The organism is Gelidibacter gilvus (assembly GCF_004115975.1).
GTDB classification, from domain to species: Bacteria; Bacteroidota; Bacteroidia; order Flavobacteriales; family Flavobacteriaceae; genus Gelidibacter; species Gelidibacter gilvus.
Map to the genome: position 1 here is coordinate 126,587 of NZ_SDDZ01000001.1, position 24,519 is coordinate 151,105.

Annotated in this window: 18 protein-coding genes and 1 tRNA gene; 8 read left to right on the plus strand and 11 right to left on the minus strand. The window is 37.8% G+C overall.

The window, feature by feature from the left end; translation table 11 throughout:
- Positions 1 to 70 precede the first annotated feature (70 nt).
- Both ESZ48_RS00560 and ESZ48_RS00565 read right to left on the minus strand, forming a co-directional pair.
- A complete protein-coding gene (locus tag ESZ48_RS00560) occupies positions 71 to 1,102 on the minus strand; it encodes an asparaginase (protein WP_129015365.1) in 1,032 nt (343 codons plus the stop codon).
- A gap of 2 nt (positions 1,103 to 1,104) precedes the next feature.
- Positions 1,105 to 1,872, minus strand: coding sequence for a TatD family hydrolase (locus tag ESZ48_RS00565; protein WP_129015366.1), 768 nt, complete (start codon positions 1,870 to 1,872; stop codon positions 1,105 to 1,107).
- A 376-nt stretch (positions 1,873 to 2,248) separates the two neighbouring features.
- Between ESZ48_RS00565 and ESZ48_RS00570 the strand changes: the two genes are divergently transcribed.
- Positions 2,249 to 2,704, plus strand: a complete 456-nt coding sequence (locus ESZ48_RS00570) for a retropepsin-like aspartic protease (protein ID WP_129015367.1) — start codon at positions 2,249 to 2,251, stop codon at positions 2,702 to 2,704.
- Positions 2,705 to 2,764: 60 nt separating this feature from the next.
- A complete protein-coding gene (locus ESZ48_RS00575; protein ID WP_129015368.1) occupies positions 2,765 to 3,400 on the plus strand; it encodes a response regulator transcription factor in 636 nt (211 codons plus the stop codon).
- A gap of 775 nt (positions 3,401 to 4,175) precedes the next feature.
- Here the strand turns inward: ESZ48_RS00575 and odhB are convergent.
- The gene (odhB, locus tag ESZ48_RS00580) at positions 4,176 to 5,444 is read right to left on the minus strand and encodes a 2-oxoglutarate dehydrogenase complex dihydrolipoyllysine-residue succinyltransferase (protein ID WP_129015369.1); all 1,269 of its coding nucleotides are present in this window, start codon (positions 5,442 to 5,444) and stop codon (positions 4,176 to 4,178) included.
- 29 nt (positions 5,445 to 5,473) lie between these two features.
- Positions 5,474 to 8,260, minus strand: a complete 2,787-nt coding sequence (locus ESZ48_RS00585; RefSeq protein ID WP_129016028.1) for a 2-oxoglutarate dehydrogenase E1 component — start codon at positions 8,258 to 8,260, stop codon at positions 5,474 to 5,476.
- A gap of 164 nt (positions 8,261 to 8,424) precedes the next feature.
- On the opposite strand from ESZ48_RS00585, the gene ESZ48_RS00590 reads away from it, so the two are divergent.
- On the plus strand, positions 8,425 to 8,916 hold the full coding sequence (locus tag ESZ48_RS00590) for an alpha-ketoglutarate decarboxylase (protein ID WP_129015370.1): 492 nt from the start codon (positions 8,425 to 8,427) through the stop codon (positions 8,914 to 8,916).
- Between the two features lie 79 nt (positions 8,917 to 8,995).
- Here the strand turns inward: ESZ48_RS00590 and ESZ48_RS00595 are convergent, their stop codons facing one another.
- Together ESZ48_RS00595 and ESZ48_RS00600 are read right to left on the minus strand one after the other, a co-directional pair.
- Positions 8,996 to 9,349, minus strand: coding sequence for a hypothetical protein (locus tag ESZ48_RS00595; protein WP_129015371.1), 354 nt, complete (start codon positions 9,347 to 9,349; stop codon positions 8,996 to 8,998).
- 6 nt (positions 9,350 to 9,355) lie between these two features.
- Positions 9,356 to 10,330 (minus strand): polyprenyl synthetase family protein, encoded by a 975-nt coding sequence (locus ESZ48_RS00600; RefSeq protein WP_129015372.1) that lies wholly within the window; start codon positions 10,328 to 10,330, stop codon positions 9,356 to 9,358.
- A 120-nt stretch (positions 10,331 to 10,450) separates the two neighbouring features.
- Here ESZ48_RS00600 and ESZ48_RS00605 point away from each other — a divergent pair, with 120 nt between their 5' ends.
- The 4 genes from ESZ48_RS00605 (at position 10,451) to ESZ48_RS00620 (ending at position 17,219) form a co-directional block, all read left to right on the plus strand.
- Positions 10,451 to 11,053, plus strand: coding sequence for a TetR/AcrR family transcriptional regulator (locus ESZ48_RS00605; protein ID WP_129015373.1), 603 nt, complete (start codon positions 10,451 to 10,453; stop codon positions 11,051 to 11,053).
- 4 nt (positions 11,054 to 11,057) lie between these two features.
- Entirely contained in the window at positions 11,058 to 12,401 is a 1,344-nt protein-coding gene (locus ESZ48_RS00610; protein WP_129015374.1) for a TolC family protein, read from the plus strand.
- A gap of 137 nt (positions 12,402 to 12,538) precedes the next feature.
- Positions 12,539 to 13,726, plus strand: coding sequence for an efflux RND transporter periplasmic adaptor subunit (locus tag ESZ48_RS00615; RefSeq protein WP_129015375.1), 1,188 nt, complete (start codon positions 12,539 to 12,541; stop codon positions 13,724 to 13,726).
- The gene (locus tag ESZ48_RS00620) at positions 13,719 to 17,219 is read left to right on the plus strand and encodes an efflux RND transporter permease subunit (protein WP_129015376.1); all 3,501 of its coding nucleotides are present in this window, start codon (positions 13,719 to 13,721) and stop codon (positions 17,217 to 17,219) included. Before ESZ48_RS00615 ends, ESZ48_RS00620 begins: the two co-directional genes overlap by 8 nt.
- Positions 17,220 to 17,586: 367 nt before the next feature.
- Here the strand turns inward: ESZ48_RS00620 and ESZ48_RS00625 are convergent, their stop codons facing one another.
- The 5 genes from ESZ48_RS00625 to ESZ48_RS00645 all read right to left on the minus strand — a co-directional run bounded on the left by ESZ48_RS00625 (position 17,587) and on the right by ESZ48_RS00645 (position 24,229).
- Entirely contained in the window at positions 17,587 to 19,905 is a 2,319-nt protein-coding gene (locus ESZ48_RS00625; RefSeq protein WP_129015377.1) for an inorganic phosphate transporter, read from the minus strand.
- A 69-nt stretch (positions 19,906 to 19,974) separates the two neighbouring features.
- Complete coding sequence (locus ESZ48_RS00630) at positions 19,975 to 21,177, minus strand: porin (protein WP_129015378.1); 1,203 nt, start codon at positions 21,175 to 21,177, stop codon at positions 19,975 to 19,977.
- A 166-nt stretch (positions 21,178 to 21,343) separates the two neighbouring features.
- The gene (pth, locus tag ESZ48_RS00635; RefSeq protein WP_190246175.1) at positions 21,344 to 21,976 is read right to left on the minus strand and encodes an aminoacyl-tRNA hydrolase; all 633 of its coding nucleotides are present in this window, start codon (positions 21,974 to 21,976) and stop codon (positions 21,344 to 21,346) included.
- 523 nt (positions 21,977 to 22,499) lie between these two features.
- Positions 22,500 to 23,162, minus strand: a complete 663-nt coding sequence (locus tag ESZ48_RS00640; protein ID WP_129015380.1) for a 50S ribosomal protein L25/general stress protein Ctc — start codon at positions 23,160 to 23,162, stop codon at positions 22,500 to 22,502.
- A gap of 125 nt (positions 23,163 to 23,287) precedes the next feature.
- Entirely contained in the window at positions 23,288 to 24,229 is a 942-nt protein-coding gene (locus tag ESZ48_RS00645; RefSeq protein WP_129015381.1) for a ribose-phosphate pyrophosphokinase, read from the minus strand.
- 154 nt (positions 24,230 to 24,383) lie between these two features.
- On the opposite strand from ESZ48_RS00645, the gene ESZ48_RS00650 reads away from it, so the two are divergent.
- Positions 24,384 to 24,465 (plus strand) — tRNA-Leu (locus ESZ48_RS00650).
- Positions 24,466 to 24,519: the final 54 nt, after the last annotated feature.

Here is a 24,519-nt window from a genome sequence, read left to right on the forward strand (position 1 = left end):
AACTTATAGCTTAATTGCTTTGCCAAATAACGAAAAAAAATATTGGCGTAAAAAATTTTATTCGTTAATTTTAAAACATTTCCCCTCTTAAAGAGGTTTCAAAGATGGTTTTGAACGTTTTAGCAGAAATTTTCTCTCCCAACATATACATCAATTTGGTCACGGCAGCCTCTGTTGTGATGTCTTTTCCTGAAATAACACCTATATTCTTGAGTTGGGAACTGGTTTCATACTGCCCCATAATGACACTTCCGCCAGAACATTGCGTTACATTTATCACAGGAATTCCTTTTTTTATCGTTTGCTTGATCAGCTCAATAAACCAATTTTCTGTAGTTGTATTTCCTGCGCCATAAGTTTCTATGATGATTCCTTTAATATGAGGAGAGGAAAACATGCACTCTAAAACCGATTTTGAAATCCCCGGAAACAACTTAATTAATGCGATATTATTTTCAAGTTTCTTATGAACCGTGAATTTTTTACGGACATTTGGTTTGAAAAGATGCTCCTTTGACACTTTTAAATGCACTCCTGATTCTGCTAAATCAGGATAATTTAAGGATTCGAAGGCCTCAAAATGTTCTGCATTGATTTTTGTGGTTCTATTGCCTCGATAGAGTTTATATTCAAAATAAAGTCCCACTTCCTTAATTACTGGTTTGCCATGATGGCGCAAGGATGCCATTTGAATGGATGTAATGAGGTTTTCCTTGGCATCTGTACGTAAATCCCCGATGGGCAATTGAGATCCAGTTAAAATGACTGGTTTGGCTAAATTTTCTAACATAAAACTCAACGCAGATGCGGTATAGCTCATGGTATCACTCCCGTGCAAAACTACAAAACCATCAAAAGACTCATAATTGAGCTCAATAATTTCAGCAATTTGAACCCAATACTCCGGATTCATATTAGAGGAATCAATCGGTTCTTGAAAAGAAATAGTTCTGATTTCGCAATCCAATAATTTCAATTCTGGGATTTGCTTCAGCAAATTACTAAAGTCAAAAGCTTTGAGAGCGCCAGTATCAGCATCTTTGATCATGCCAATGGTTCCGCCGGTATATATTAATAAAATGTTGGGTTGTTGGTTGGACATAATTATACTTTAAAGATGGCTTTAGAATTTTCAGTTGTAATTTCGGCAATTTTCTCCTGGGATAGTCCGTAGAGTTCAGATAGTTTTTCAAGTACCATTATAATGTAGGCACTTTCATTGCGCTTGCCTCTGAATGGTGTTGGCGCTAAATAAGGAGAGTCTGTTTCTAAAACAATATGTTCTAAATCAATTTGATTCAAAAATTTGTCGACGCCACCATTTTTAAAAGTGACCACGCCACCAATACCCAATTTCATATTGAACGAGATCGCACGTTTTGCCTGTTCTAAATCGCCAGTAAAGCAATGGAAGATACCAAATAGATCCTCAGATCTTTCAGTTTCCAGAACCGCAAAGATTTCATCAAAAGCATCCCTACCATGGATCACGATGGGCAATTGGTACTGTTTTGCAAGGCGTATTTGATGTTTGAAAGCCTCTTGCTGGATATTTAAGGTGCTTTTGTCCCAATACAAATCGATACCGATTTCTCCAATAGCGATAAACTTTCTTTGAGAAAGCAGCTCTTCAACGTGGCTCAATTCGGCTTTATAATTTTCCTTGACTGAAGTGGGATGCAAGCCCGTCATCAAATGAACATAATCTGGGAAATCGGCTTCCAACTGAAGCATGGCTTTTGTGTAAGTTGAATCTATGGCAGGAATAAAAAAACGCGTCACATTCGCTTTTATGGCGCGCTCCATCATTGCTTTTCGGTCTTCGTCAAAAGCACTACTATATAAATGGGTGTGTGTATCTGTAACAATCATGCTGCAAAAGTATAAGTTCTTTTGCAAATAACACCAATTAACACCTATAGTGTTAAAAGAAATCGTTGCGAAAATATGGTCTTATTATTATAAGGTTTTTGGAAGATTCTGCGCGCTTTCATCAGCTTCTACGTTTTCAAAAATGGCTTTTAAAACCGATGCACTTTCAAACGTCTCTTCGGTTTTAATCATTATTCTTCGCCCAAAAGTTTTGTTCCAAAAAAACTTTAGTCTGAAGATAAAGATTACAACCTGCATCACACGCATGCTGATTTCCATATGCCAAAAATACTTTCACATTATTATTGGATTAGGATATTGTCATTGGTAATTGTCCTATTTTTATGGCATAGAAAACGAAAAACCAATAATTTAGATGATTAATAGTATTGACATGCCACTTCAGGATTTTCTTTTAGAAAAAGGATATATTAAAGTCAAATTAAAACTGACCAAAACAAACCATTTCGAAATCAAAGCGACCCTAAATGGCGTCAAGGGCTTGTTTATTTTAGACACTGGTGCATCTAATTCTTGCGTAGGTTTTGAAGCCATTGAAACCTTTAACCTAACCGCTAAAGATTCTGAAATTAAAGCTGCAGGTGCTGGTGCAACTGATATGCTCACCCAGGTTTCCAAAAAAAATAAGCTTAAAATAGGAAAGTGGAAGAAGGATAAGGTGCCTCTCGTGCTTTTCAATTTAACCCATGTCAATACGGCACTTCTTAACTATAATTCAAAACCAGTAGACGGCATTATAGGTGCCGACATTTTAAAGAAATCCAAGGCCATTATCGATTATGACAAACGCTATTTGTATTTGAAATTGTAATGATATTCCCGCTTTTTAATAAAAAATAGCTACCTTTAAATCCCTAATTAATTATCATTAATGGCAGCGTCTATCATTATAGCAGATGATCATCCTCTTATCCTTAAAGGTCTCACCGATTTTTTAAAGGAAAAAGATTACAACCTCATTGGAAGTGCCGTTAATGGCAAGGAAGCTTTAGATATGGTTATATCCAAGAAGCCAGAAATTGCCATCTTAGATATACAAATGCCATTTTTAAGTGGTCTGGAAATCGCAGAAAAGTGTAAGGATTTAAATCTTTCTACAAAAATCATCCTTATTACTTTTGAAAAGGACGAAGCCATTTATAAGCAAGCAAAAGCTCTCGAAATCTACGGCTATGTACTTAAAGAATTCGCACTTGTTGAGATTGAAAATTGTATAGCAGCTGTATTGGACGGAAAATCCTATTTTAGTCCGGAACTGATTGAGTATTTAGAAATTCCTGAACCGCCAAAAGAATTACAGCTACTAACTCCAACTGAAATTGAAGTATTAAAACATATTGCCTTAAATAAAACAGCCAAAGAAATCGGTAGCATTCTTTTCATTTCTAGTAGAACGGTCGAAAAACACAAAAGCCATATCATTAGAAAATTGGAGTTAGAGTCCAAAGGAGGGAGTTTAGCACTCTTTGCCAAAGAAAACGAGGAATTTCTTGATTTAAATACGTAGTTCTACGTATTGTTTGGTATTAAGATTATAGCCATCTTTACAATGCTATTAATCAATTCTCTTTAGGAGAATGAAAAAACTCTAGATTGTCAATAATCCAGAGCTTTTTCAAAAGGGAAATAGTATGAAGAATATTTTCAATCTTTCATTTCTTTTTTTGCTCCCATTTTAATTTCTTCTTTCATTACAGCCATTCCTACGAGTAGCATCGTGGGATGTTTTATTTCAAAAGTTCATTAAAGAAGTCTCAAATCCGCAGTCATTTTATTGGATTATGCCTTTATTTTAAGAAAAAAGTACATAATCACTCAAAATATACGTAGAACTACGTATTGTTTGGCATTACATAATTGTCGAAATTTACAGTGCTATTAATTCTTAGGGGAATTATTCATAAGGCTCTGGATCTTTATTGGTTCAGGGCTTTATTGCTTCATAACCAAATCTCATTAAAAAATACGTAGAACTACGTATTGTTTGACATCATATTATTAGTGAAATTTACAGTACTATTTGATTGATCCCCTATTTAGGGCAAGACACATACTCAAGTAAGCTAATAGAAACAACCTAAATCTCTAAAAAACTTATGAAAATCATGAAAGATAATTTCAAAAGTGGCAATCGTTTACTAATCATAGGATTGATATCGAGCGCAATATTGATTATAACTGCAAATATTCTTGTTAATTTCTTTTAATTGTTAGTTGGTCAAAAAAAGGGCAACTTAATTAAATAAGTTGCCCTTTTTTATTTTATAAATTCTTGTTTTTACTTACAATTCCAAGGTTCTCTTAATGTCATTATCCATTAAGAGCTCGATCGGGTTTTCTAGAGCTTCTTTGATTGCTACTAAGAAACCGACACTTTCTTTACCATCAATAATTCTATGGTCATAAGATACTGCCAAGAACATGATTGGTCTAATCTCAACGTGACCGTCAATGGCTACAGGACGTTCCACAATATTATGCATTCCTAAAATCGCACTTTGCGGCGGATTGATAATTGGTGTAGACAACATACTACCAAAAACACCTCCATTGGAAATAGTAAAGGTACCACCGGTCATTTCATCTACAGTAAGCTGTCCGTCACGGGCTCTGATTGCCAATCGTTTTACTTCGTTTTCCACACCTCTAAAGGAAAGATTTTCAGCATTTCTAATCACCGGAACCATCAAACCTCTTGGGCCTGAAACGGCAATACTGATATCACAAAAATCATAGCTGACCATTTCCTGACCATCAATCATGGAGTTGACCGCTGGATATTCCTTTAAAGCTCTAACTGCTGCCAAAGTAAAGAAACTCATAAAGCCCAATCCAACTCCGTGCTTGCTTTTGAAGGTTTCTTTGTATTCTTCTCGCAATTTGAAAATTGCGGTCATATCTACCTCATTAAAGGTCGTCAACATTGCTGTTTCGTTTTTGGAAGCTACCAAGCGTTCTGCAACCTTACGGCGCAACATAGACAATCTTGAACGAGAAACACCACGGCTTCCTCCTGTTGGCGTACCCATTGAAGGGGTTGCTTTTACAGCATCATCCTTAGTGACACGGCCATCTTTTCCTGTACCGCTAACATCTGAAGCCGACATGTTTTTTTCTGCCAATACTTTTTTGGCTGCAGGACTAGCTGCACCAGTAGCATATGTTGTTTGGTCTGGGCTAGGTGCTTTTTTGGATTCTTCCTTTTTAGGCGTTTCCTTTTGCTCTTTGGAAAGTTCTTTCTCAACATTTTTGTCACCAGAGCCTTCATCACCTTTGCTTTCTGACTTAGCGTCTGAATCACCTGCTGGTTTTTCGGCAGATGTGTCAATCAGACATACCACCGCACCCACGGCAACTGCATCTCCTACTTCAGCCTTCAAGGTAATAATTCCACTGGCTTCTGCTGGAAGCTCCAAGGTAGCTTTGTCGCTATCTACTTCAGCAATGGCTTGATCTTTTTCTACATAGTCACCATCAGCAACTAACCATTCTGCAATTTCTACTTCTGTAATGGACTCTCCTGGTGAAGGAACTTTCATTTCTAAAATCATCGTATTCTATATTTTAGTATTATTTCTATTTATCGTTGGTTGTTCTTTGTTTTGTCAAACACATAATCAATCACTTGTTTATGACGACGTTTAGAACGTGTTGCACTTCCTGCGGCTGGGGCACCATAAGCGCGTCGCGAAGCAATTCTAAACGATTTGGACTCTTCAAAATGCATCATCATAAAGCTGTAAGCTCCCATATTGCGAGGTTCTTCTTGTGCCCACACGATATCATCGGCATTTTTATATTTTTTCATGAGGTCTCTCATCTGTTTTGCAGGCAAAGGAAATAATTGCTCTATTCTCACCAATGCAACATCCTCTCTTTTTTGCTCCTCTCTCACTTCTAAAAGATCATAATAAAATTTCCCCGTCAAAAAGACCAAAGTTTTCACTTTATCAACCTCAGCTTTCTCATCATCAATGACCATTTGGAAACTTCCGTTTGCAAATTCGTCTACGGTTGAGATGACTAAAGGATGTCTTAATAAACTCTTTGGAGTAAATATAATTAACGGTTTTCTAAAGTTTGTTTTCATTTGTCTTCTTAACAAATGGTAAAGGTTTGCAGGAGTTGTACAATCTGCAACAAACATATTGTCACTTGCACAAAGTTGTAAAAAACGCTCCATACGTCCTGAGGAGTGTTCAGCACCTTGGCCTTCATAACCATGTGGCAATAACATGACCAATCCATTTTGTAGTTTCCATTTATCTTCTGCAGCAGAGATATATTGATCTACCATAATCTGTGCACCGTTACCGAAATCTCCAAATTGTGCCTCCCAAATGGTCAGTGTATTAGGACTTGCCATGGCATAACCATAATCAAAACCTACAACTCCATATTCAGAAAGCAATGAATTGTAAATATAGAATTTACCTTGATCGTCTGCGATCTGGTTTAAAAGTAGAATTTCTTCTTCACTGTCTTCCACTTTTATAACGGCATGACGATGTGAGAACGTCCCGCGTTCAACATCCTGGCCTGATATGCGAATGTCATGACCTTCTTGTAAAAGTGTTCCGTAAGCCAAATGTTCAGCCATTGCCCAATCCAACTTGTTTTCATCAAACATGGTTTTTCTGGACTGAATAAGCCGTTCAATTTTACGTATGAATTTTTTATCTTTTGGTAAGGTTGAAATGACATCGGCAATCTTTGATAATTTTTCTTTAGAAAATGTGGTATCAACATCCTGCATCATCATATTAACGTCAGCATAGTCGTAACCTGTCCATTCATCTTGCATAAATGGCGTAATTACGGTCTTTTCTTGCTTACGTGAAACCTCTAATTCTTCTTCCAAAGACGCCTTATAAGCTTCTTCAAGATTTTTGACGTAATCCTTATCAACAATACCTTCTTTTATAAGAATACCAGCATAAATCTCTCTAGGATTTTCATGCTTTGAAATGGCTTTATATAATTTTGGTTGCGTAAAACGTGGTTCATCACCTTCATTATGCCCATATTTTCTGTATCCTAAAAGATCAATAAATACGTCACGCTTAAAGGTCATTCTAAAGTCTAATGCAAAAAGCATCGCATGCACTACGGCTTCAACATCATCAGCGTTAACGTGCAATACTGGAGATAAGGTTACCTTGGCAACATCAGTACAGTAAGTACTTGAACGGGCATCAAGATAATTAGTAGTAAACCCAATTTGGTTATTGATCACTATATGTATGGTACCATTGGTCTTATAACCGTCCAAATTTACCATTTGAATCACTTCATAAACCAAGCCTTGTCCAGCAATAGCAGCATCTCCATGAACAATTATAGGTAAAACCTGCGAAGGATCATCAACATATTTATCATCTTGCTTGGCTCTTGCAATACCTTCAACCACTGCACCTACAGTCTCCAAGTGAGAAGGATTTGGCGCAATGTTCAAGTTTATTTTCTTTCCACCTTTAGATTCTCTATCGCTAGTCCATCCTAAGTGATACTTGACATCTCCATCAAATATTTCCTGTTCGTAATCCTTTCCATCAAATTCACTAAAGATATCTTTAGCCGATTTTCCGAAAATATTGATCAGTGTACTCAAACGGCCTCTATGTGCCATTCCCATAACAAATTCCTTCACGCCAATTTCAGCAGCACTCTCAATGAGTGCATCTAGGGCCGGAATTAAAGATTCGCCACCTTCCAATGAAAAACGTTTTTGACCAACATACTTGGTATGCAAAAAGCTTTCAAAAGTAACCGCTTCGTTCAGTTTGCTAAGGATATGTTTTTTCTGGTCAGAAGAAAATTTAGGCTGGTTATCATTGATGTTCAGTTTTTTCTGGATCCATTCAATTTCCTTCGGGTTTCTGATGTACATATATTCCAAACCAATGGAGGAACAATAGATTTTTTCTAGGTGGTCCACAATACTTTCTAAAGTCTGTGGGCCAATCCCTAAAACATCTCCCGCGGAAAAAACAGTTTTGAGATCTTCTTTTAAAAGTCCAAAATTTTCAAGCGCCAAAGTAGGCTCATATTTTCTTCGCTCTCTAACCGGATTGGTTTTTGTAAACAAATGACCTCGGTTTCTATACCCATCAATCAGTCTGATGACGTTGAATTCCTTGTGCAGATGATCAGGAATTTCTGGCGAAATACAGTCAACACCATCAACATTGGCAACATTGGCAACATTGGCAACATTGGCAACTTCGCTGTTTTCGGAACCAAAGTCAAAGCCTTGAAAAAAGGCTCTCCAGCTCGGCTCAACGGAATCTGGGTATTGTAAATATTGATCGTATAATTCAGCAAAAAAAGCTGAGTGAGCGGCATTTAAAAAGGAATATTTATCCATCATTTTGTAAAACGTTCAGATGTTTTCAAATTTTATTCAAAAATACAACTTTTAGTAAAATAAGAATTGCTTTTAGTATATTTATATGATATAACTGTATCAATAAACAAAATACCAAATTTATGCGATTCTCACTAAATAAAACCCTGTTTTCTTGCGTAATTATGATATCATTAAGCTTAAGCGGATTGGCGCAAATAAATGCGAGGCAATCTTCTCCAGATTTCTGGAGTCATGTTCGCTTTGGAGGTGGAATCGGGTTGAGTTTTGGCGATGGTTTTTTCAGTGGAACATTGGCTCCAAGTGCCATTTACGAATTTAACGAGCAATTTGCTTTAGGTGTCGGACTCAACGGTACCTACAACAAGCGTAAAGATTTTTATAAATCAACAGTTTTTGGAGGAAGTCTGATAGGTTTGTTCAATCCCATAAAAGAAATTCAACTGTCGGCGGAATTTGAAGAGCTCAACGTCAACCGGAAGTGGGACGACCGATACAACATTGCAAACGAGAACTACTGGTATCCCGGTCTGTTTTTAGGCGCGGCCTTTAGATCGCAAAATGTTGCGGTTGGAATTAGATACGATGTGTTATATGATAAAGAGAAAAGTATCTATGCCGATCCTTGGGCACCTTTTGTAAGGGTTTATTTTTAAGTAAAATGCCCAAATCTTCCTGAGAAGACTTGAACCATTTTTCTTTATAATGAAGGAAGAACTTACCCTACGGAGAGTCTTAGGAACTGAACTTATTCCTATAATACACTTTTTGCCATTCCCGTTTGAGAATTAAAAACATGACATTTTCTGACAACTGTAGGGTATCATTACCATCCAATTGTTTTATTTTTTCTTCGGATACATCAACTATATATAATAGGTTGAGATAATCCATAAATTTATGCTGAATGAGACGATGCACTTCTTCGTGCAAAAGTAACTTCAAACTTGTAGGTAAAACTTCGGAATCAAATTCTAGATCCACATTTGCCAATGCCAAATCTTTATTGAGCTGCTCCACAAGTTTACCATAAAGCTCCCATTTATTGGCTTCATCAACCAATTCTTCAAACGTTTTCAGTTTTTCCATTGAACCTTATACTCTTCTATTCATTAAATCATTGCCAAATGCTCTTAACACTTCCTTCTTGTTTTCTGGAATAGAAAGTTCATGCAGCACTGCAAATGCCTTTTTCGTATAATTTTCAATTTCGTTGCGGGTTGCATCTGCCGAGCCACTCGATTGGAAAAGTTGCTTTATAGTTTCAATTTTATCTGCGGGATCTGTCGGATTGATCGCGAACAGATGTTGTAGTTGTAACTTATCGTCATCGTTAGAGAACTCTAAGGCTTTAATGAATAAAAAAGTTTTCTTGTTTTCAATAATATCACCACCAACCTGCTTCCCAAAGGTTTCCGGATCACCAAACGCATCCAAATAGTCGTCCTGAAGCTGGAAGGCTATGCCCAATAATCGTCCAAATTCATAAATATAGTCTTGATCCCCTTTTGATGCCGAAGCCACTATGGCGCCCATTTTCATGGCTGCACCTACCAATACCGCTGTTTTGAATTCTATCATTTTGAGATATTCCTCTACAGAAACATCATCACGATTTTCAAAATCCATATCATATTGTTGCCCTTCACAAACCTCCAAAGCAGTTTTACTGAACAATTTTGCCAAATCCTGAAAGGTCGTGGCGTCATACCGCTCAAAAAGCTGATAGGCCAAAATCAGCATGGCATCTCCCGATAAAATCCCAGTATTGATATCCCATTTTTCATGTACTGTCGGTTGGCCGCGACGCAAGGGGGCCGCATCCATAATATCATCATGGATCAAAGAAAAATTATGGAAAATTTCGATACTTAAAGCGGCATCAAGCGCATTTTTGTAATCATCATCAAAAGCTTCTGCAGTCATTAAGGTTAAAATTGGCCGCAGGCGCTTACCTCCCAATCCTAAGATATAAAGTATAGGATCATATAAAGAAGCAGGTTCTTTTGATCGGATATTTTCTTCTAAATAGGCAACAAAAGCAGTGTGGTAGAACGAAATTTTTTGCATAGGACAAAAATAAGGGAAATAGCATGAGTAATGCAAACCTAACATCCATTTTAAAGTTTTATTAAACTTTGGAAACTATTTTTGTTTTTAAAGTTTCCTGTTGTACTTTTGCAACCGATTATGCGAGAAAAAATTATAAATAGAGCTACGGAATTGTTTTTGACACTTGGTTTCAAGAGTGTTACTATGGACGATATTGCTAATGAATTAGGCATCTCTAAGAAAACCATCTACGTTCATTTTGAAAATAAGACCAAATTGGTGGAGTCCTCAACATTAGAAATGTTTGAGCTTATTTCTCATGGCATCGATTGCATTTGTCAGTTACAAAAAGATCCTATTGAAGAAATTTACGACATAAAACAGCTTGTGATGGAGCATTTAAAAAATGAAAAATCATCGCCTTACCATCAATTACAAAAATTTTATCCTAAAATATTCAATTCCTTAAGGTCAAAACAATACCGTTTGATGGAAGATTGTGTTGCTGATAATTTGAAACGGGGAATTGCTCTTGGACTTTATAGGAGCAATCTGGAAATTGAATTTATTTCAAAAATATATTTCACCTCTATAATGGCACTAAAAGACAAGCAACTGTTTCCCTTGAAAAATTTTTCCATGACCTCCTTAATGAATCTTTACCTTGAATATCACGTTAGGGGCATTTGCACCCCAAAAGGTCTGGAAGTACTCTCAAAAACCATCAACAATCAAATATAGTCCTATGACAAACAAGTTTTATATACTTTTATTCATTCTGTCCCCTTTTCTTGCATTCTCACAGGAGACACCAAAAACTTTCAGCTTACAGGAAGCTATTGATTTTGCACTTGTCAATAATAGAAGGGCCATCAACTCCCAACGGGACATTGAAGCTGCAAAGGCACAAAAATGGGAAACAACGGCAAGTGGTTTGCCTCAAATAAATGCTTCAGTTGATTATCAAAACTTTTTAAAACAACAGGTTCAAGTTCTTCCGGCTGAGTTTTTTGGTGGGAATCCAGGAGAATTCGCCGAAGTTATTTTTGGGACCAAACAAAACATCAACGCCACCGCAACTTTAAGTCAACAAATTTTTGATGGTTCTTATCTTGTCGGCTTACAATCGGCTAAGGTCTTTTTGGAGATTTCTCAGAACGCTAATACTAAAACGGAATTGGAAGTCAGAAAAGCAGTTATCAATGCCTACGGAAATGTATTGTTAGCTGGAGAAACTGTTGAAATTTTAGAGCGCAATTTAAAAGTGCTTCAAAAAAACCTCAGCGAAACCACAAAAATATTTGAAAACGGATTGGCAGAAGAAGAAAGCGTAGAGCAGCTACAAATTACCCTCACTGGTATTGAAAGCAATTTAAAAAACGCGAGCCGAATGAAAACATTGGCTTACCAAATGCTCAATATGACCCTCGGTTTGGAAATAAACTGGCCGACAATTTTAACTGATGATTTGGAGCGATTAACGCAAGAAAACATTTCTCTAGGTCTGTTGGATGCAGAAGTTAATGTTGAAAACACTATTGATTATCAAATTGCAGAAAATGATAAAGTTTCCAAGGAACTTTTATTAAAATTAGAAAAAAGCAAGGCGTTGCCCACGCTGACCAGTTTCATAAATGGCGGCTATTCAGCATTTACTGATGAATTTACTTTTATGGACAAAGATCAAAAGTGGTTTGGATCCTCCTTGTTTGGTGTCAGTCTTAACATCCCAATTTTCAGTTCGGGAATGCGAAGTGCATCAACACAACGCGCACAGATAAATTTGGAAAAAGCAAAAACTGATCTTATTGAAAAAGAACAGAACATTCAATTTGAGATTGCCGCCGCAAAAAGCGATTACCTATTCGCTATAGAAGATTATGACAATAAAAAGCAGAACTTAAAACTTGCCGAGCGTATTGAAGCAAAAAATGAAACAAAATTTTTTGAAGGTATTTCTTCAAGCTTTGATTTGCGCCAAGCACAAACGCAATTATACTCAGCACAACAACAATATTTACAGGCCATGTTAGATGTTATTAATGCCAAAGCGGAGTTGGAGACTGCATTGAATGTGATAACGAATTAACCGTAAAGGACACAAGGAGAATAGCAAAGGTCGCGATGATAATTCACCTTGCGAAGAACCCGCTGCGAACCTAGTGTTTAAAAAATTTGCAAATAACTTATAACAATAAATACCTCAGCACAATAAACCATTCAAACATGAAATACATACTCACCATCTTAACATTAAGTGTTCTTCTTACCTCCTGTGGAGAAGGCAAAAAAAATACGGTTGAAAAAGCATTGGAAAGCAACAATCTTGAAACCATCAGAAAGAAAAGAGCAGAACTTGTAGATGAACAACAAATACTTCACGGCAAGATTGTGTTGCTTGATGAAAAAATTTCCGTTTTGGACACCACCAAAAACGTACCGCTAATCACGACTTTTAAAGCCACTCCTGAAGAATTCAATCACGTATTGGAACTACAAGGCAATGTCACTACAAAAGATTTAATGATTATAACACCTGAGTACAGTGGTATTTTGACTCATGTTTATGTTAAGGAAGGGCAACGGGTGAGCAAAGGTCAATCTCTTGGTAAAATTGATGATGGTGGTTTGAGCCAACAATTGGCACAACAGCAAATTCAAACAGATTTAGCACAAACAACCTTTGAACGTCAAAAAAGATTATGGGATCAAAAAATTGGAAGTGAAATCCAGTTTCTTCAAGCCAAATCCACTTATGAAGGTCAGGTGGAAGCCGTTAACCAAATCAAGCAGCAAATAGCAAAAACTATTGTAAAAGCGCCATTTTCAGGAACAATTGATGCGGTGATCTCTGAACAAGGTAGTGTTGTTGCAGCAGGTCAAACCCAATTAATGCGCATTGTCAACTTAGACAATATGTATATTGAAACCGAAGTTCCTGAGCGTCATCTCAAAACTATTACTGTAGGGAAAGATGTAGAAGTCAATTTCCCCATACTTGGTAAAACAATATTAGCTAAAGTTCGTCAAACCAGTAATGTGATCAGCGCTTCCAACAGAACGTTCAAGGCAGAAATTGGCATTCCAAACAAGGAAGGGACGTTTAAACCAAATCTTACAGCCCGTCTAAAAATCAACGATTACACGAATAAAGACGCTGTATTGATTCCACAAAGCATAATTTCTGAGAATGCCGAAGGGGAACAATATGTCTATGTTGTCAAGGATAAAAACGATAAAAATCAAGGCATTGCTTCCAGAGTGATCATCAAAACTGGGCGAACCCAAGGCGATCTGATTGAGGTTTTGGAAGGGATAGAAAGTGATGCAGAACTGATTGATGAAGGTGCAAGAAGTGTAAAAGACGGGCAAACCGTAGAGGTATTAATACTAGACAACAATAAGAATGAGTAAGAAGAAAAAACAAGTGGAAAAGGAATTTGGCTTGTCTTCATGGGCAATTACCAATAAGACCACCATGTATGTGCTTATTGCCGTGATTTTTTATTTAGGTGTTTCCGCATTTTTTAGTATGCCTCGGGAGAGTTTTCCAGAAGTCAACATCACTAAAGTTTTTGTGAGTTCCATATTCCCTGGAAACACAGCAGAAGACATTGAAAAACTCATTACAGATCCGCTTGAAGATCGATTAAAAACCTTAAGTAATGTGGTGGAGATCACCTCTACCTCCCAAGAGGATTTTTCTATGGTAGTTGTAGAATTTGATGAGAACATTACTGTAGAACAGGCCAAACAAAAAGTAAAGGATGAAATAGACAGTGAAACCGCGAGTGAAGATTGGCCAACATTTAATGACGCGAAAGTGGTTCCAGATGTCTTTGAGATGAGCCTTTCTGAAGAAATGCCAATCCTTAACATTAATATTTCTGGAGATTATACGGTTGAAAAACTTAAGGAGTTTGCGGAATACCTTCAGGATGAAATTGAAGATGTTCAAGAAATTAAAAAAGCAGACATTCGTGGCGCTCAAGAAAAGGAGATCGAAGTTGCCGTGGACATCTATAAAATGATGGCATCACAGGTCACATTTAATGATGTGATCGGCGCCATTAAAAACGGGAATGTTACCATGTCTGCAGGAAATTTAATTGCCAGCGGACAACGACGTACCATTCGTATTTTGGGAGAAATTGATTCACCTAAAGAATTGGAAAACTTTGTCGTAAAGTCAGAAGACGGGAACGCTATCTATCTTAAAGATATTGCCACCGTCTCTTTTCAAGAAGAAGATAATACGACATTTGCGCGCGAATTTGGAGATCCTGTGGTCATGTTGGACGTAAAAAAACGTGCCGGAAAGAACATGGTTGATGCCGTAGAGCAAGTTAAGGTTATTATTGATAAAGCTAAGGCTGACGTCTTCCCACATGACCTTAAGGTTTCTATTGCCAATGACCAATCTACAGTAACTATTGGTCAGGTGGATGACTTGGTCAACAACATTATTTTTGGGGTTATTTTGGTCGTTACGGTGCTCATGTTCTTCTTAGGATTTAAGAATGCCATTTTTGTCGGATTTGCTATTCCGATGTCCATGTTCATGTCCTTAATGATCTTGAATCTGTTAGGTCATAGTTTAAATACGATGGTACTTTTCGGACTGATTATGGGTCTTGGAATGTTAGTAGATAACGGTATTGTAGTGGTTGAAAACGTCTATCGCTTGATGGATGAAGAAGGAATGACCCGTTTGGAAGCTGCCAAAAAAGGTATTGGTGAGATTGCTTTCCCAATCATTATTTCAACGGCTACAACAGTAGCGGCATTTATCCCATTGGGATTATGGCCAGGGATTATGGGTGAATTTATGATGATCCTACCAATCACCCTATCGGTAGTTCTTGGGTCTTCATTGTTTGTCGCCATATTTTTCAACTCCGTTTTAGTGTCTCAATTTATGAGCATTGAAGATAAAAACATGCCGTTAAAACGCATTATCATCACCACAAGTGTAATGGCTATTATCGGATTGATCGTGTTTTTTGTAGCAGGCGAATATCGCGCCCTCGGAACACTTATGATATTTACTGCCATTATGCTTTGGGTATATCGTTTCTTCCTAAGAAAATGGGCCAATAACTTTCAAAATAGCACGCTTGTTAAATTAGAAAACTGGTATGAACGCCAACTGCGTGGAGCACTCACCGGAAAGATGCCTTATATTTTAAGCCTCGGAACTTTTGCCTTGTTGATTTTGGCATTTGTGGGGTTTGGCGCTTCTTTGTCATCGCAACGCACAAAAGTGGAGTTCTTTCCAGACAATAAACCCAATCAAATCATTGTATATATTGAGTATCCACAAGGTACTGCGATTGAAAAAACCAATACCATCACAAAACTGATTGAGAAACGTGTCTATAGCGTCATCAACGATAAACAGTATCGAGACGACGATTACAACTTTTTGGTAGAGAGTGCCGTATCTCAAGTTGGTGAAGGTGCCGGAGATCCTCAAGCAGATATGGGATCAGCTGCAGAAATGCCTCATAAAGCAAAGATCACAGCTTCCATGCGCGAATATAAATACCGACAAGGCGCTGACAGTGAATTGCTACGTCAAAAAGTTCAGGAAGCCTTGGTAGGCATCTATCCTGGGGTTTTAATTTCCGTCGAAAAAGACGCCAATGGGCCACCGGTAGGAGCACCAATCAATATAGAAATTCAAGGTGAAGATTACAATGAGTTGATTGCCACTGCGGAAAATATGCGCGAATTTATAAACGCCAAAAATGTTGCGGGCATTGACGAGCTTAAAATTGATGTGAATAAAGACAAGCCAACCATGCGTGTCATCATCGATCGGGAAAAAGCAGGAGAGCTTGGCGTAAGTGCTTCACAGATTGGCCAGCAATTACGTAATTCCATATTTGGAGCTAAAGCAGGCATCTATAAGGAAGGAGGCGATAATTATGATATTTACGTGCGTTTTAATCAAGAGAACCGTTATAACATAAACGCATTGTTTAACCAGAACATTACGTTCCGGGATAATAAGGGCCAGATAAAGGACATTCCGTTATCTACGCTCATTAAATATGAGAATACTTCAGGCTTCAGTGCGATAAAGCATAAGGGCACTAATCGTGTGGTTACTGTTTATTCAGCACTATCTCCTGGGTTTACGGACGCAGGCGCCATTGTAGGACAGATTCAAAACGAAATGAAAAGCTACGAAGGAATGCCCGAGAATATCAAAATTGATTATACAGGACAGATTGAAGAGCAACAAAAACAAATGACATTCTTGGTAGGTGCATTCTTAACGGGTCTTGGATTAATTTTCTTTATCCTTATTTTCCAATTCAACTCCATATCAAAACCCGCCATTATTATGTTGGCCATATTTTTGAGTTTTATTGGTGTCTTTGGAGGCATCGTGATTACAGGAAGTGCTTTTGTGATTATGATGACCATGGTTGGAATTATTTCCTTGGCAGGAATTGTGGTGAATAACGGGGTCGTACTTTTGGATTACGCCGAATTGCTCATCGAGCGTAAAAAATTCGAGCTCGGTCTCGATAAAAGTGATTATTTAGAAATTGAAGACCTTTTTGAAAGCATTGTCAAGGCTGGGAAAGCGCGTTTGCGCCCGGTATTGTTAACAGCGATTACCACCATTTTAGGATTGGTGCCTTTGGCCATCGGTCTCAATATTAATTTCTTTACATTATTTAAAGAATTTGACGCCGATATTTATATGGGTGGTGATAACGTCGTATTCTGGGGCCCTTTAGCTTGGACGGTTATTTACGGATTGTTGATTGCAACTTTCCTTACGCTGATAGTCGTGCCAATTCTATTCTTTTTGGTGACCAAGTTTAAAATGTGGTTGCGTGTTAAAATTAAATCAGTCAATAAAGATCTGGATCAAGAATTGGCAGAATAGCCTCAGTTAAATAGAACACTGATAAAAGACCAACTGACACCCCGTTCAGTTGGTCTTTTTTTATCGCATCATTAAGATATTACAAATCATTGCTTGCTGAGATAAACAAACCACCATAACTTGAAAATCTATAGTTTTATATTAGCAGACTGAAAGTCTAACTCGTGAAATAGCCGGTTTAGGATATGTAAAAATACATAATTACTCGTGATCCCTCTAGCCATCGGGACGTGGCTAAAACATTTAAAGAAACCAAAGTAGTTGCAATAAAATTGTAGAATTTCAACCTTTAGATAATTAATAAAAACACCCTAAATGTCTATGATATCCATTTAGGGTGTTTTGTTTTTAGCAGATAAATCCGGTCCTACTTCTTGTGTTTATCAGGAAACGGAATTGGTTTTACAGAACTGTCATGTGCCTGATAATACTCTTCCAACAGATTCATGGTAGCCGTCAACAAGTCTTTTGTTTCTAACAGAATGCTGAAATATAAGGTCGTATTTTTCGGACTCGATTCTTCTGTTCGTGTTCGCTCCACCTGTTTCTGGATCTTGCCCGTAACAAGAGATACAATTTCCTTTTTTCTCCCGAGAATGATTCCTATTTCCTCAAAGGAATGAGATTCAAAGGCATTTCTAGAATTGTTGAACAAGCGCTCAAAACGTTCATCCACTTCCTTAAGTTCTTTTATTTGACTGAACTTCAGTTTTTTATGGTTGTTGTGGATGTGTTTGTGGCTCATTTTAGAAATGTATTCCAAAGACTGGGTCATATCCTGCAGATATCCTAAAATATTGATGTAAAAATTACTGGCGCCAACACTTGAATCGTCTAAGTTTTTAATAAAATAGAAGATGTTGTCACGCAGTTCTTCCACCTCATCAGAGAGTTTTCGAACTTGTTTCTTGTTTTTCTTCAACAGTGAAAGATCCTGTAAAGCAAGTCCGTTAATAGCATTGGTATATATCCTATTCCCACGTTTGATAACATTGGCAATGTTCTTTGCACTTTCATGAATCACGCCCTGTACAGAACTGCTTTCGGTTTTGTTCAAACGATCTTCAGCTTTCGTTTCCTTCAACTTGTCTCTATGCGCAATGGAACTTTTGATCAGTAAGCCAAATGCAACTAACAATAAAATCGGGAACATGACCTTAATATTCAGATTCAGTAAATAGGCCACTAAAGCCGCTGAAAGGAAGGCACTGATCGCGGTAAAAAACCATCCACCAATCACGTTGATCACACCTGCCACTCTATACACAGCACTTTCAGCTCCCCAGGCACGGTCGGCAAGGGAAGATCCCATAGCAACCATAAACGTAACGTAGGTTGTAGATAAAGGCAACTTCCAAGACGTTGCAATGGCAATCAACACAGCAGCAACCATAAGGTTTACAGCAGCCCTTACCAAGTCAAAAGAAGGTAATTCGTGTACTTTATCTTTTGCCAATTGAATGACAGGAGGCTGAAACTGCTTATCTATTTTAGCTTCCCATGATTTGGGTAGGATATATGAGGATGCTTGTGACAATCCCATTGCTACCCTAACGAATATTCTCGATAAAAAATTGGGTTGAAACCGTTCTTTAGTATCCCCTTGACTTGAAAGGTCAATAGAAGTTTTTACCACATTTTGAGCCTTAGAGGAAAACCAAAGGGTCACTACCATAATGACACCTGCCAAGAACAATAATAAGGTAGGAGTTGCAGCAGATTCGCCCAAACTTTCCATGGAAAATTCTGAGGCCGACAGCCCAAGCGTATTGACCGCGGGGTCCATGAAATCAGAATAGGCCTGGAAGGCCCCAATTGTAGGCCCGATAAAGTTGACCAAGTCATTCCCTGCAAAAGCCAATGCCAAGGCAAAAGTACCTACCAAAATGACCAATTTATAAATGTTAGCCTTTAAAAATTCAATTACTGCGTAAGACAGCGCTATCCAAAAAACAAGGCTGATGGTCACGATATATACTACTTGATGCTCTAAAAACGCTTTTATGGTTTCACCTCCAATCAGATCATAACTTTGACTGGCAAAATTGGTACCGCCAATTCCTTTTATGAAAATGAAATAAGTTATTGAAGTCAAGGCCAATCCTCCAAATAACGCACCTACCCAATTTGCTTTTCTTTCAAAATCGTAAGAAAGCAAGAGTCTGGCCACCCATTGTACAAAGGCACCAATAGAAAACGCCACCACTACAGAAAGCAAAATTCCGAAGATAATTTCCGATACTTTATCTGTATTGATGTAATCCAAGACTTCCATATACCCCCCACCACTATGACTTAATTTAATCAAGGTCATCGCAACAGATGCTCCAAGGAGTTCGAAGACAATGGAGACCGTCGTGGAAGTTGGCAACCCAATAGAGTTAAAGAAGTCTAAAAGTAAAATATCAGTGAGCATGACCGCCATAAAAATGATCATAATTTCACTGAACATAAACTGTTCAGGAAGGAAAATCCCACTACGGGCTATTTCCATCATCCCACTTGAAAATATCGCACCAATTCCAATTCCAAGACTCGCCACAATCATCAGCGTTCGAAAAGACACCGCTTTCGAACCCATTGCCGAGTTTAGAAAATTCACGGCATCATTGCTGACACCAACCACCAAATCAGCAACTGCTAGAATGGCTAAGGCAATGATCATGTATAAGTAAATATTGTCCATAATTTAGTTTAAAATAGTTTGCAAATATCCTTACAGTTTTTGAAGCGCATGTTACCTCAATGTTATTTTTTAAAAGTGAATGCCAAATTGCAATCGCCACATCAGTTGGTCATTTGAGATATTCATCGCTAAATAGCTTACATCAGATTGGACTTTTAATTTATGACCTATAATGTATTTCGAAACTCCTAAAGTGAACTGATTTTGAGCATTATTAGCTGTTATATCTTTGTCAAATTCTATATTCGTATACCTTCCAGAAACTTCCCAATTACTTTCAAATAGATAACCTGCCTGGAAATTCAGACCGTTTCCTATTTGAACGGCATCACCGGTAAGCGTCCCGTCAGAATTCTTCGCCACCGGATCGGTAGCAGTTCTATCAGCATATTCCGCCATCAACGAAAACCCTTGGTATTTAAACATGGCATCAACAAAGACCGTTGAAATATTAGTTTCAAAAAATCCTGTATCCGTCACCATATATGAGCCTTGATTGCTTCGTGTTTTGACGGCATTGTTATTGAAATCATAGGTCACACCAAATGCTAATTTAGGTGTGTCTTCTCTGTAGATATCACCACCTATATAATCTCCGTTCTTTGTAAAATTGCCGAACGGAAGCAACTCCAACCGCGATGTGTATTGAAAACCGCCAAGGTTTCCAGAGGTAATATTGCGTCCTTCACCTTGAGACAATGCAAATGCCTCTTTAATGACAAACTTTTCAGAAACTTTAAAATGATGTCTTAATTGAAATCCAAGATCCCGATCAATATTATAATTACCGTTCAAAGGTGATCTATCAACGAGCTGAAGATTGCCTGAAGATATGAGATGCTCCCTATTGCCTGGAAGTTTTGTTTGTCCGAACCATAATTCGAAGTTTTCATGAAAATTCCATTTCATAACCGCATCTAAAATATAGCGGGGCGCATTAGAGGTATATTCGGAAGCTCCGGAAATATCCCTATTGGCGAGACCGATGGCTATTTTATAAGTTAATTTTGGGGAGTAGACAAATCCATCAAGTTTGAGGCGTGCTCTTCTGATTAAAAAATTCGTTTGTCCATTAGTAAAACTGGCGTTTTCCTCTTCCCATTGTGCAAATGCCTGAAATTGCATTTGCATACCTACTTTCATTGACCACGTACTATCTTTTCCTTTAAGATTAAGAATGCCATCTCCAAACTTAGGAGCAGACACCTCCTGAGCATGGACAACTGAAAACGCAACAAAAAAAAACACCAAAAGTGTTGGTCGAAAGGTCATTAATCATAGTTTTTTTCAAAGACAAAGAACTGAATTTAATGTTAACTTAATGTTTCCTAATCGTTAAGTTTTTTAAAAAACACTAGGGTTGAACACATCCTTTATCAAGAAAACACAATGGAAGTGCATGTTTCCATGAGACTTGTAGAATTATTAGATAAAATTTCTACTGACCATTAAACGTATTCATTGTAATATTTATACCAGCGGTTCCAAAGGATTTTATGAGTTCGAAGGCCTTGTCCAGACGTTCTGATAATTTCGCTTCTTCTTCTGGCGTCCATTCTCCCAAAACATAATCTACCTGTCGGCCTTGGCTAAAGGCATCACTGATACCGAACCTGAAGCGGTTGTAGTTGGTAGTTTGCAATTTGTCTTGCGTGTCCTTTAATCCATTATGGCCACCATCACTTCCTTTGGTCTTTAGACGAATGGTACCAAAAGGCAAATTCAAATCATCGGTAATTACCAATAGGTTTTCAAGAGGAATGTTTTCTTTGTTCAACCAATAAACGATGGCCTTCCCGCTCAAATTCATATAGGTGCTGGGTTTTAATAAAATAAACTGTCGCCCTTTAAATTTATATACGGCCACGTCTCCTAATTTTTGAGTCTCAAAAGTTAAACTCTCCTTTTTGGCCAAATGGTCCAAGATTCTAAAACCAATATTATGGCGCGTGTTGGCATAATCACTGCCAATATTGCCTAAACCTACAATGAGATATTTTTTCATAGTATTTTCTTCAACAGGTGTTGCGTTTTTTGAAGATCTAAAAAAATTGCGTAAAAAACTGAACATGCAAGTGCTATCTTAAAACCAATTTATCAAAGTGAAAAATAACCTTTTTTGAGAAAATTTCGGGATAATTCCGGTAAACAATCTTCAATTGGGGATAGAAAAAGGTCTTAACGGAGATCTTGCTAAAAAAATCGAAGCTATTTCAGTAGATCATAGATATCCAGCAAAGCCCAATGCGTCTTTAGCTTTTAACAACATAGATAGTAACGTGGAACTAGAGATCCCGCCAAAAGGCGGGGTTAGTTCAACCAACAAAACTCAATGCGTCTTTGGCTTTCAACAACATAGATAGTAACGTGGAACTAGAGATCCCGCCAAAAGGCGGGATTAGTTCAACCAGCAAAACTCAATGCGCCTTCGGCTTGTAACAACATAGATAGTAACGTGGAACTAGAGATCCCGCCAAAAGGCGGGATTAGTTCAACCAGCAAAACTCAATGCGCTTCGCTTTTGAGTTTTGGGTTTCACTAAAAAAAGCATCCTGAATGAACAGAATGCTTTTAAATATGTTGCGAAACAAGATTTATTCTTGACCTTCTGCAGGTGTTTCAGCGCCTTCAGCAGTTGCTTCTGCACCTTCTGCACCTTCTGCTCCTTCTTCAAGCTCGTCTTCATCTTCACCTTCAAATTCGGCAATACTTGCTCTAGAACGTCTTACTTGACAAATCACGGTATTATCTGGGTGTAAGAACTCGTAATTTGGGTTTTCCAGTTCAGTAATGTACATTTTACTTCCAATTTTTAAAGGTGTAATATCAACCTCTATAAAATCTGGCAAGTTTGCTGGGATCGCTTTGATTCTAAGCTTACGTTGGTTTCTTTGTAATACGCCACCATTTAGCACCCCTTTTGAAGTTCCAATGACGTGTACAGGAATCTCCATCATGATTTCTTTGTCTTCATATAACTTATAAAAATCCACGTGCAGGATTCTGTCAGTTACTGGATGGAATTGAATGTCTTGCATAATCGCGTTAAATGACGTTCCATTTTCTAAGGCAATCACAACTGTATGCGCATTTGGCGTATAAACCAGTTTAGAGAAAGCCAATTCAGGTGCTGAGAAATGCACTGGGTTGTCTCCTCCGTATAGTACGCAAGGAACCTGACCAGCATTACGTAAGGCTCTTGTTGCTTTTTTGCCCACGCTTTCTCTTTGAGATCCGTTGATTGTAATTGATTTCATTTAAAATTTATTTATTAATTAGTACTCTTATTTACTATTGTTTATTCGTGTTATTTATTTGTTACTGACGTCAGCCTGTCGAATGTTGGTTGAGCCAGTCGAATGTCGGTTGAGCCTGTCGAAACCTACATCAGAAATTTAGAACTGATAGATTTGTTATAGTGTACGTTATGCATTACCCCAGCAAACAAATCGGCGCAACTGATCACTCTGATCTTGTCGCTTTTTTGTTTTAAAGGAATGGAATCGGTAACGATCAATTCTTCCAATTTTGAATTCTCCAAGCGCTCATAAGCATTTCCTGATAAAATAGGATGTGTACAAATTGCTCTAACGCTCAATGCGCCACGCTCCATCATCAAATCAGCGGCTTTGGTCAATGTTCCTGCAGTATCAACCATATCATCTACCAACACCACGTTTTTACCAGTAACATCACCAATCAATTCCATATGCGAAATTACGTTGGCTTTTTCACGTTGCTTATAACAGATGACCACATCACTTTCCATTATTTTGGAATAGGCATAGGCTCTTTTGGACCCCCCCATATCTGGTGAAGCGATAGTCAAGTTGTCAAGATTCAGACTTCTCAGATAAGGAAGAAATATCGTAGATGCAAACAAATGGTCTACAGGTTTTTCAAAAAATCCTTGAATTTGATCTGCGTGCAAATCCATAGTAATGATTCGGGTTGCTCCGGCTGCTTCCAGCATTTTTGCCACAAGTTTGGCAGCAATTGGCACTCTTGGTTTATCCTTTCTATCCTGTCTTGCCCAACCAAAATAAGGTAAAACCGCTGTGATATGTCTTGCTGATGCACGCTTTGCGGCGTCAATCATCAATAACATTTCCATTAAGTTTTTAGGGCCAGGATGTGTAGATCCAATGATGAAAATTCGCGTCCCTCTTATAGATTCTTCATAAGACGGCTGAAACTCCCCATCACTATAGGTAGATGTAATGACCTTACCTAAAGGCGCACCAAAGGTGGCTGCTATTTTTTCAGCAAGTTCTGTACTCTGTGAACACGCAAAAATTTTGGCTTCTGTAATAAAATTAGGCATTGTAATAGAGTGTTTTATAACGAATTAATCCTCGTTTTCTTTAACAGGCTGCAAATTTAAGAATTTAATTGGACAGAAAAAGTATAAAAGAAAGATATTTTAGTTGTTTGTAGAAAAAATTTTTATAATTTTGCAGTCCGATTAGTACATCCTTGCTCAAGTGGTGGAATTGGTAGACACGTTGGATTCAAAATCCAATGTCGCGAGACGTGCGGGTTCGATTCCCGCCTTGAGTACAGAAAGAAAAAGCCGAGATATAATTCTCGGCTTTTTTATTTCAGATACAACAA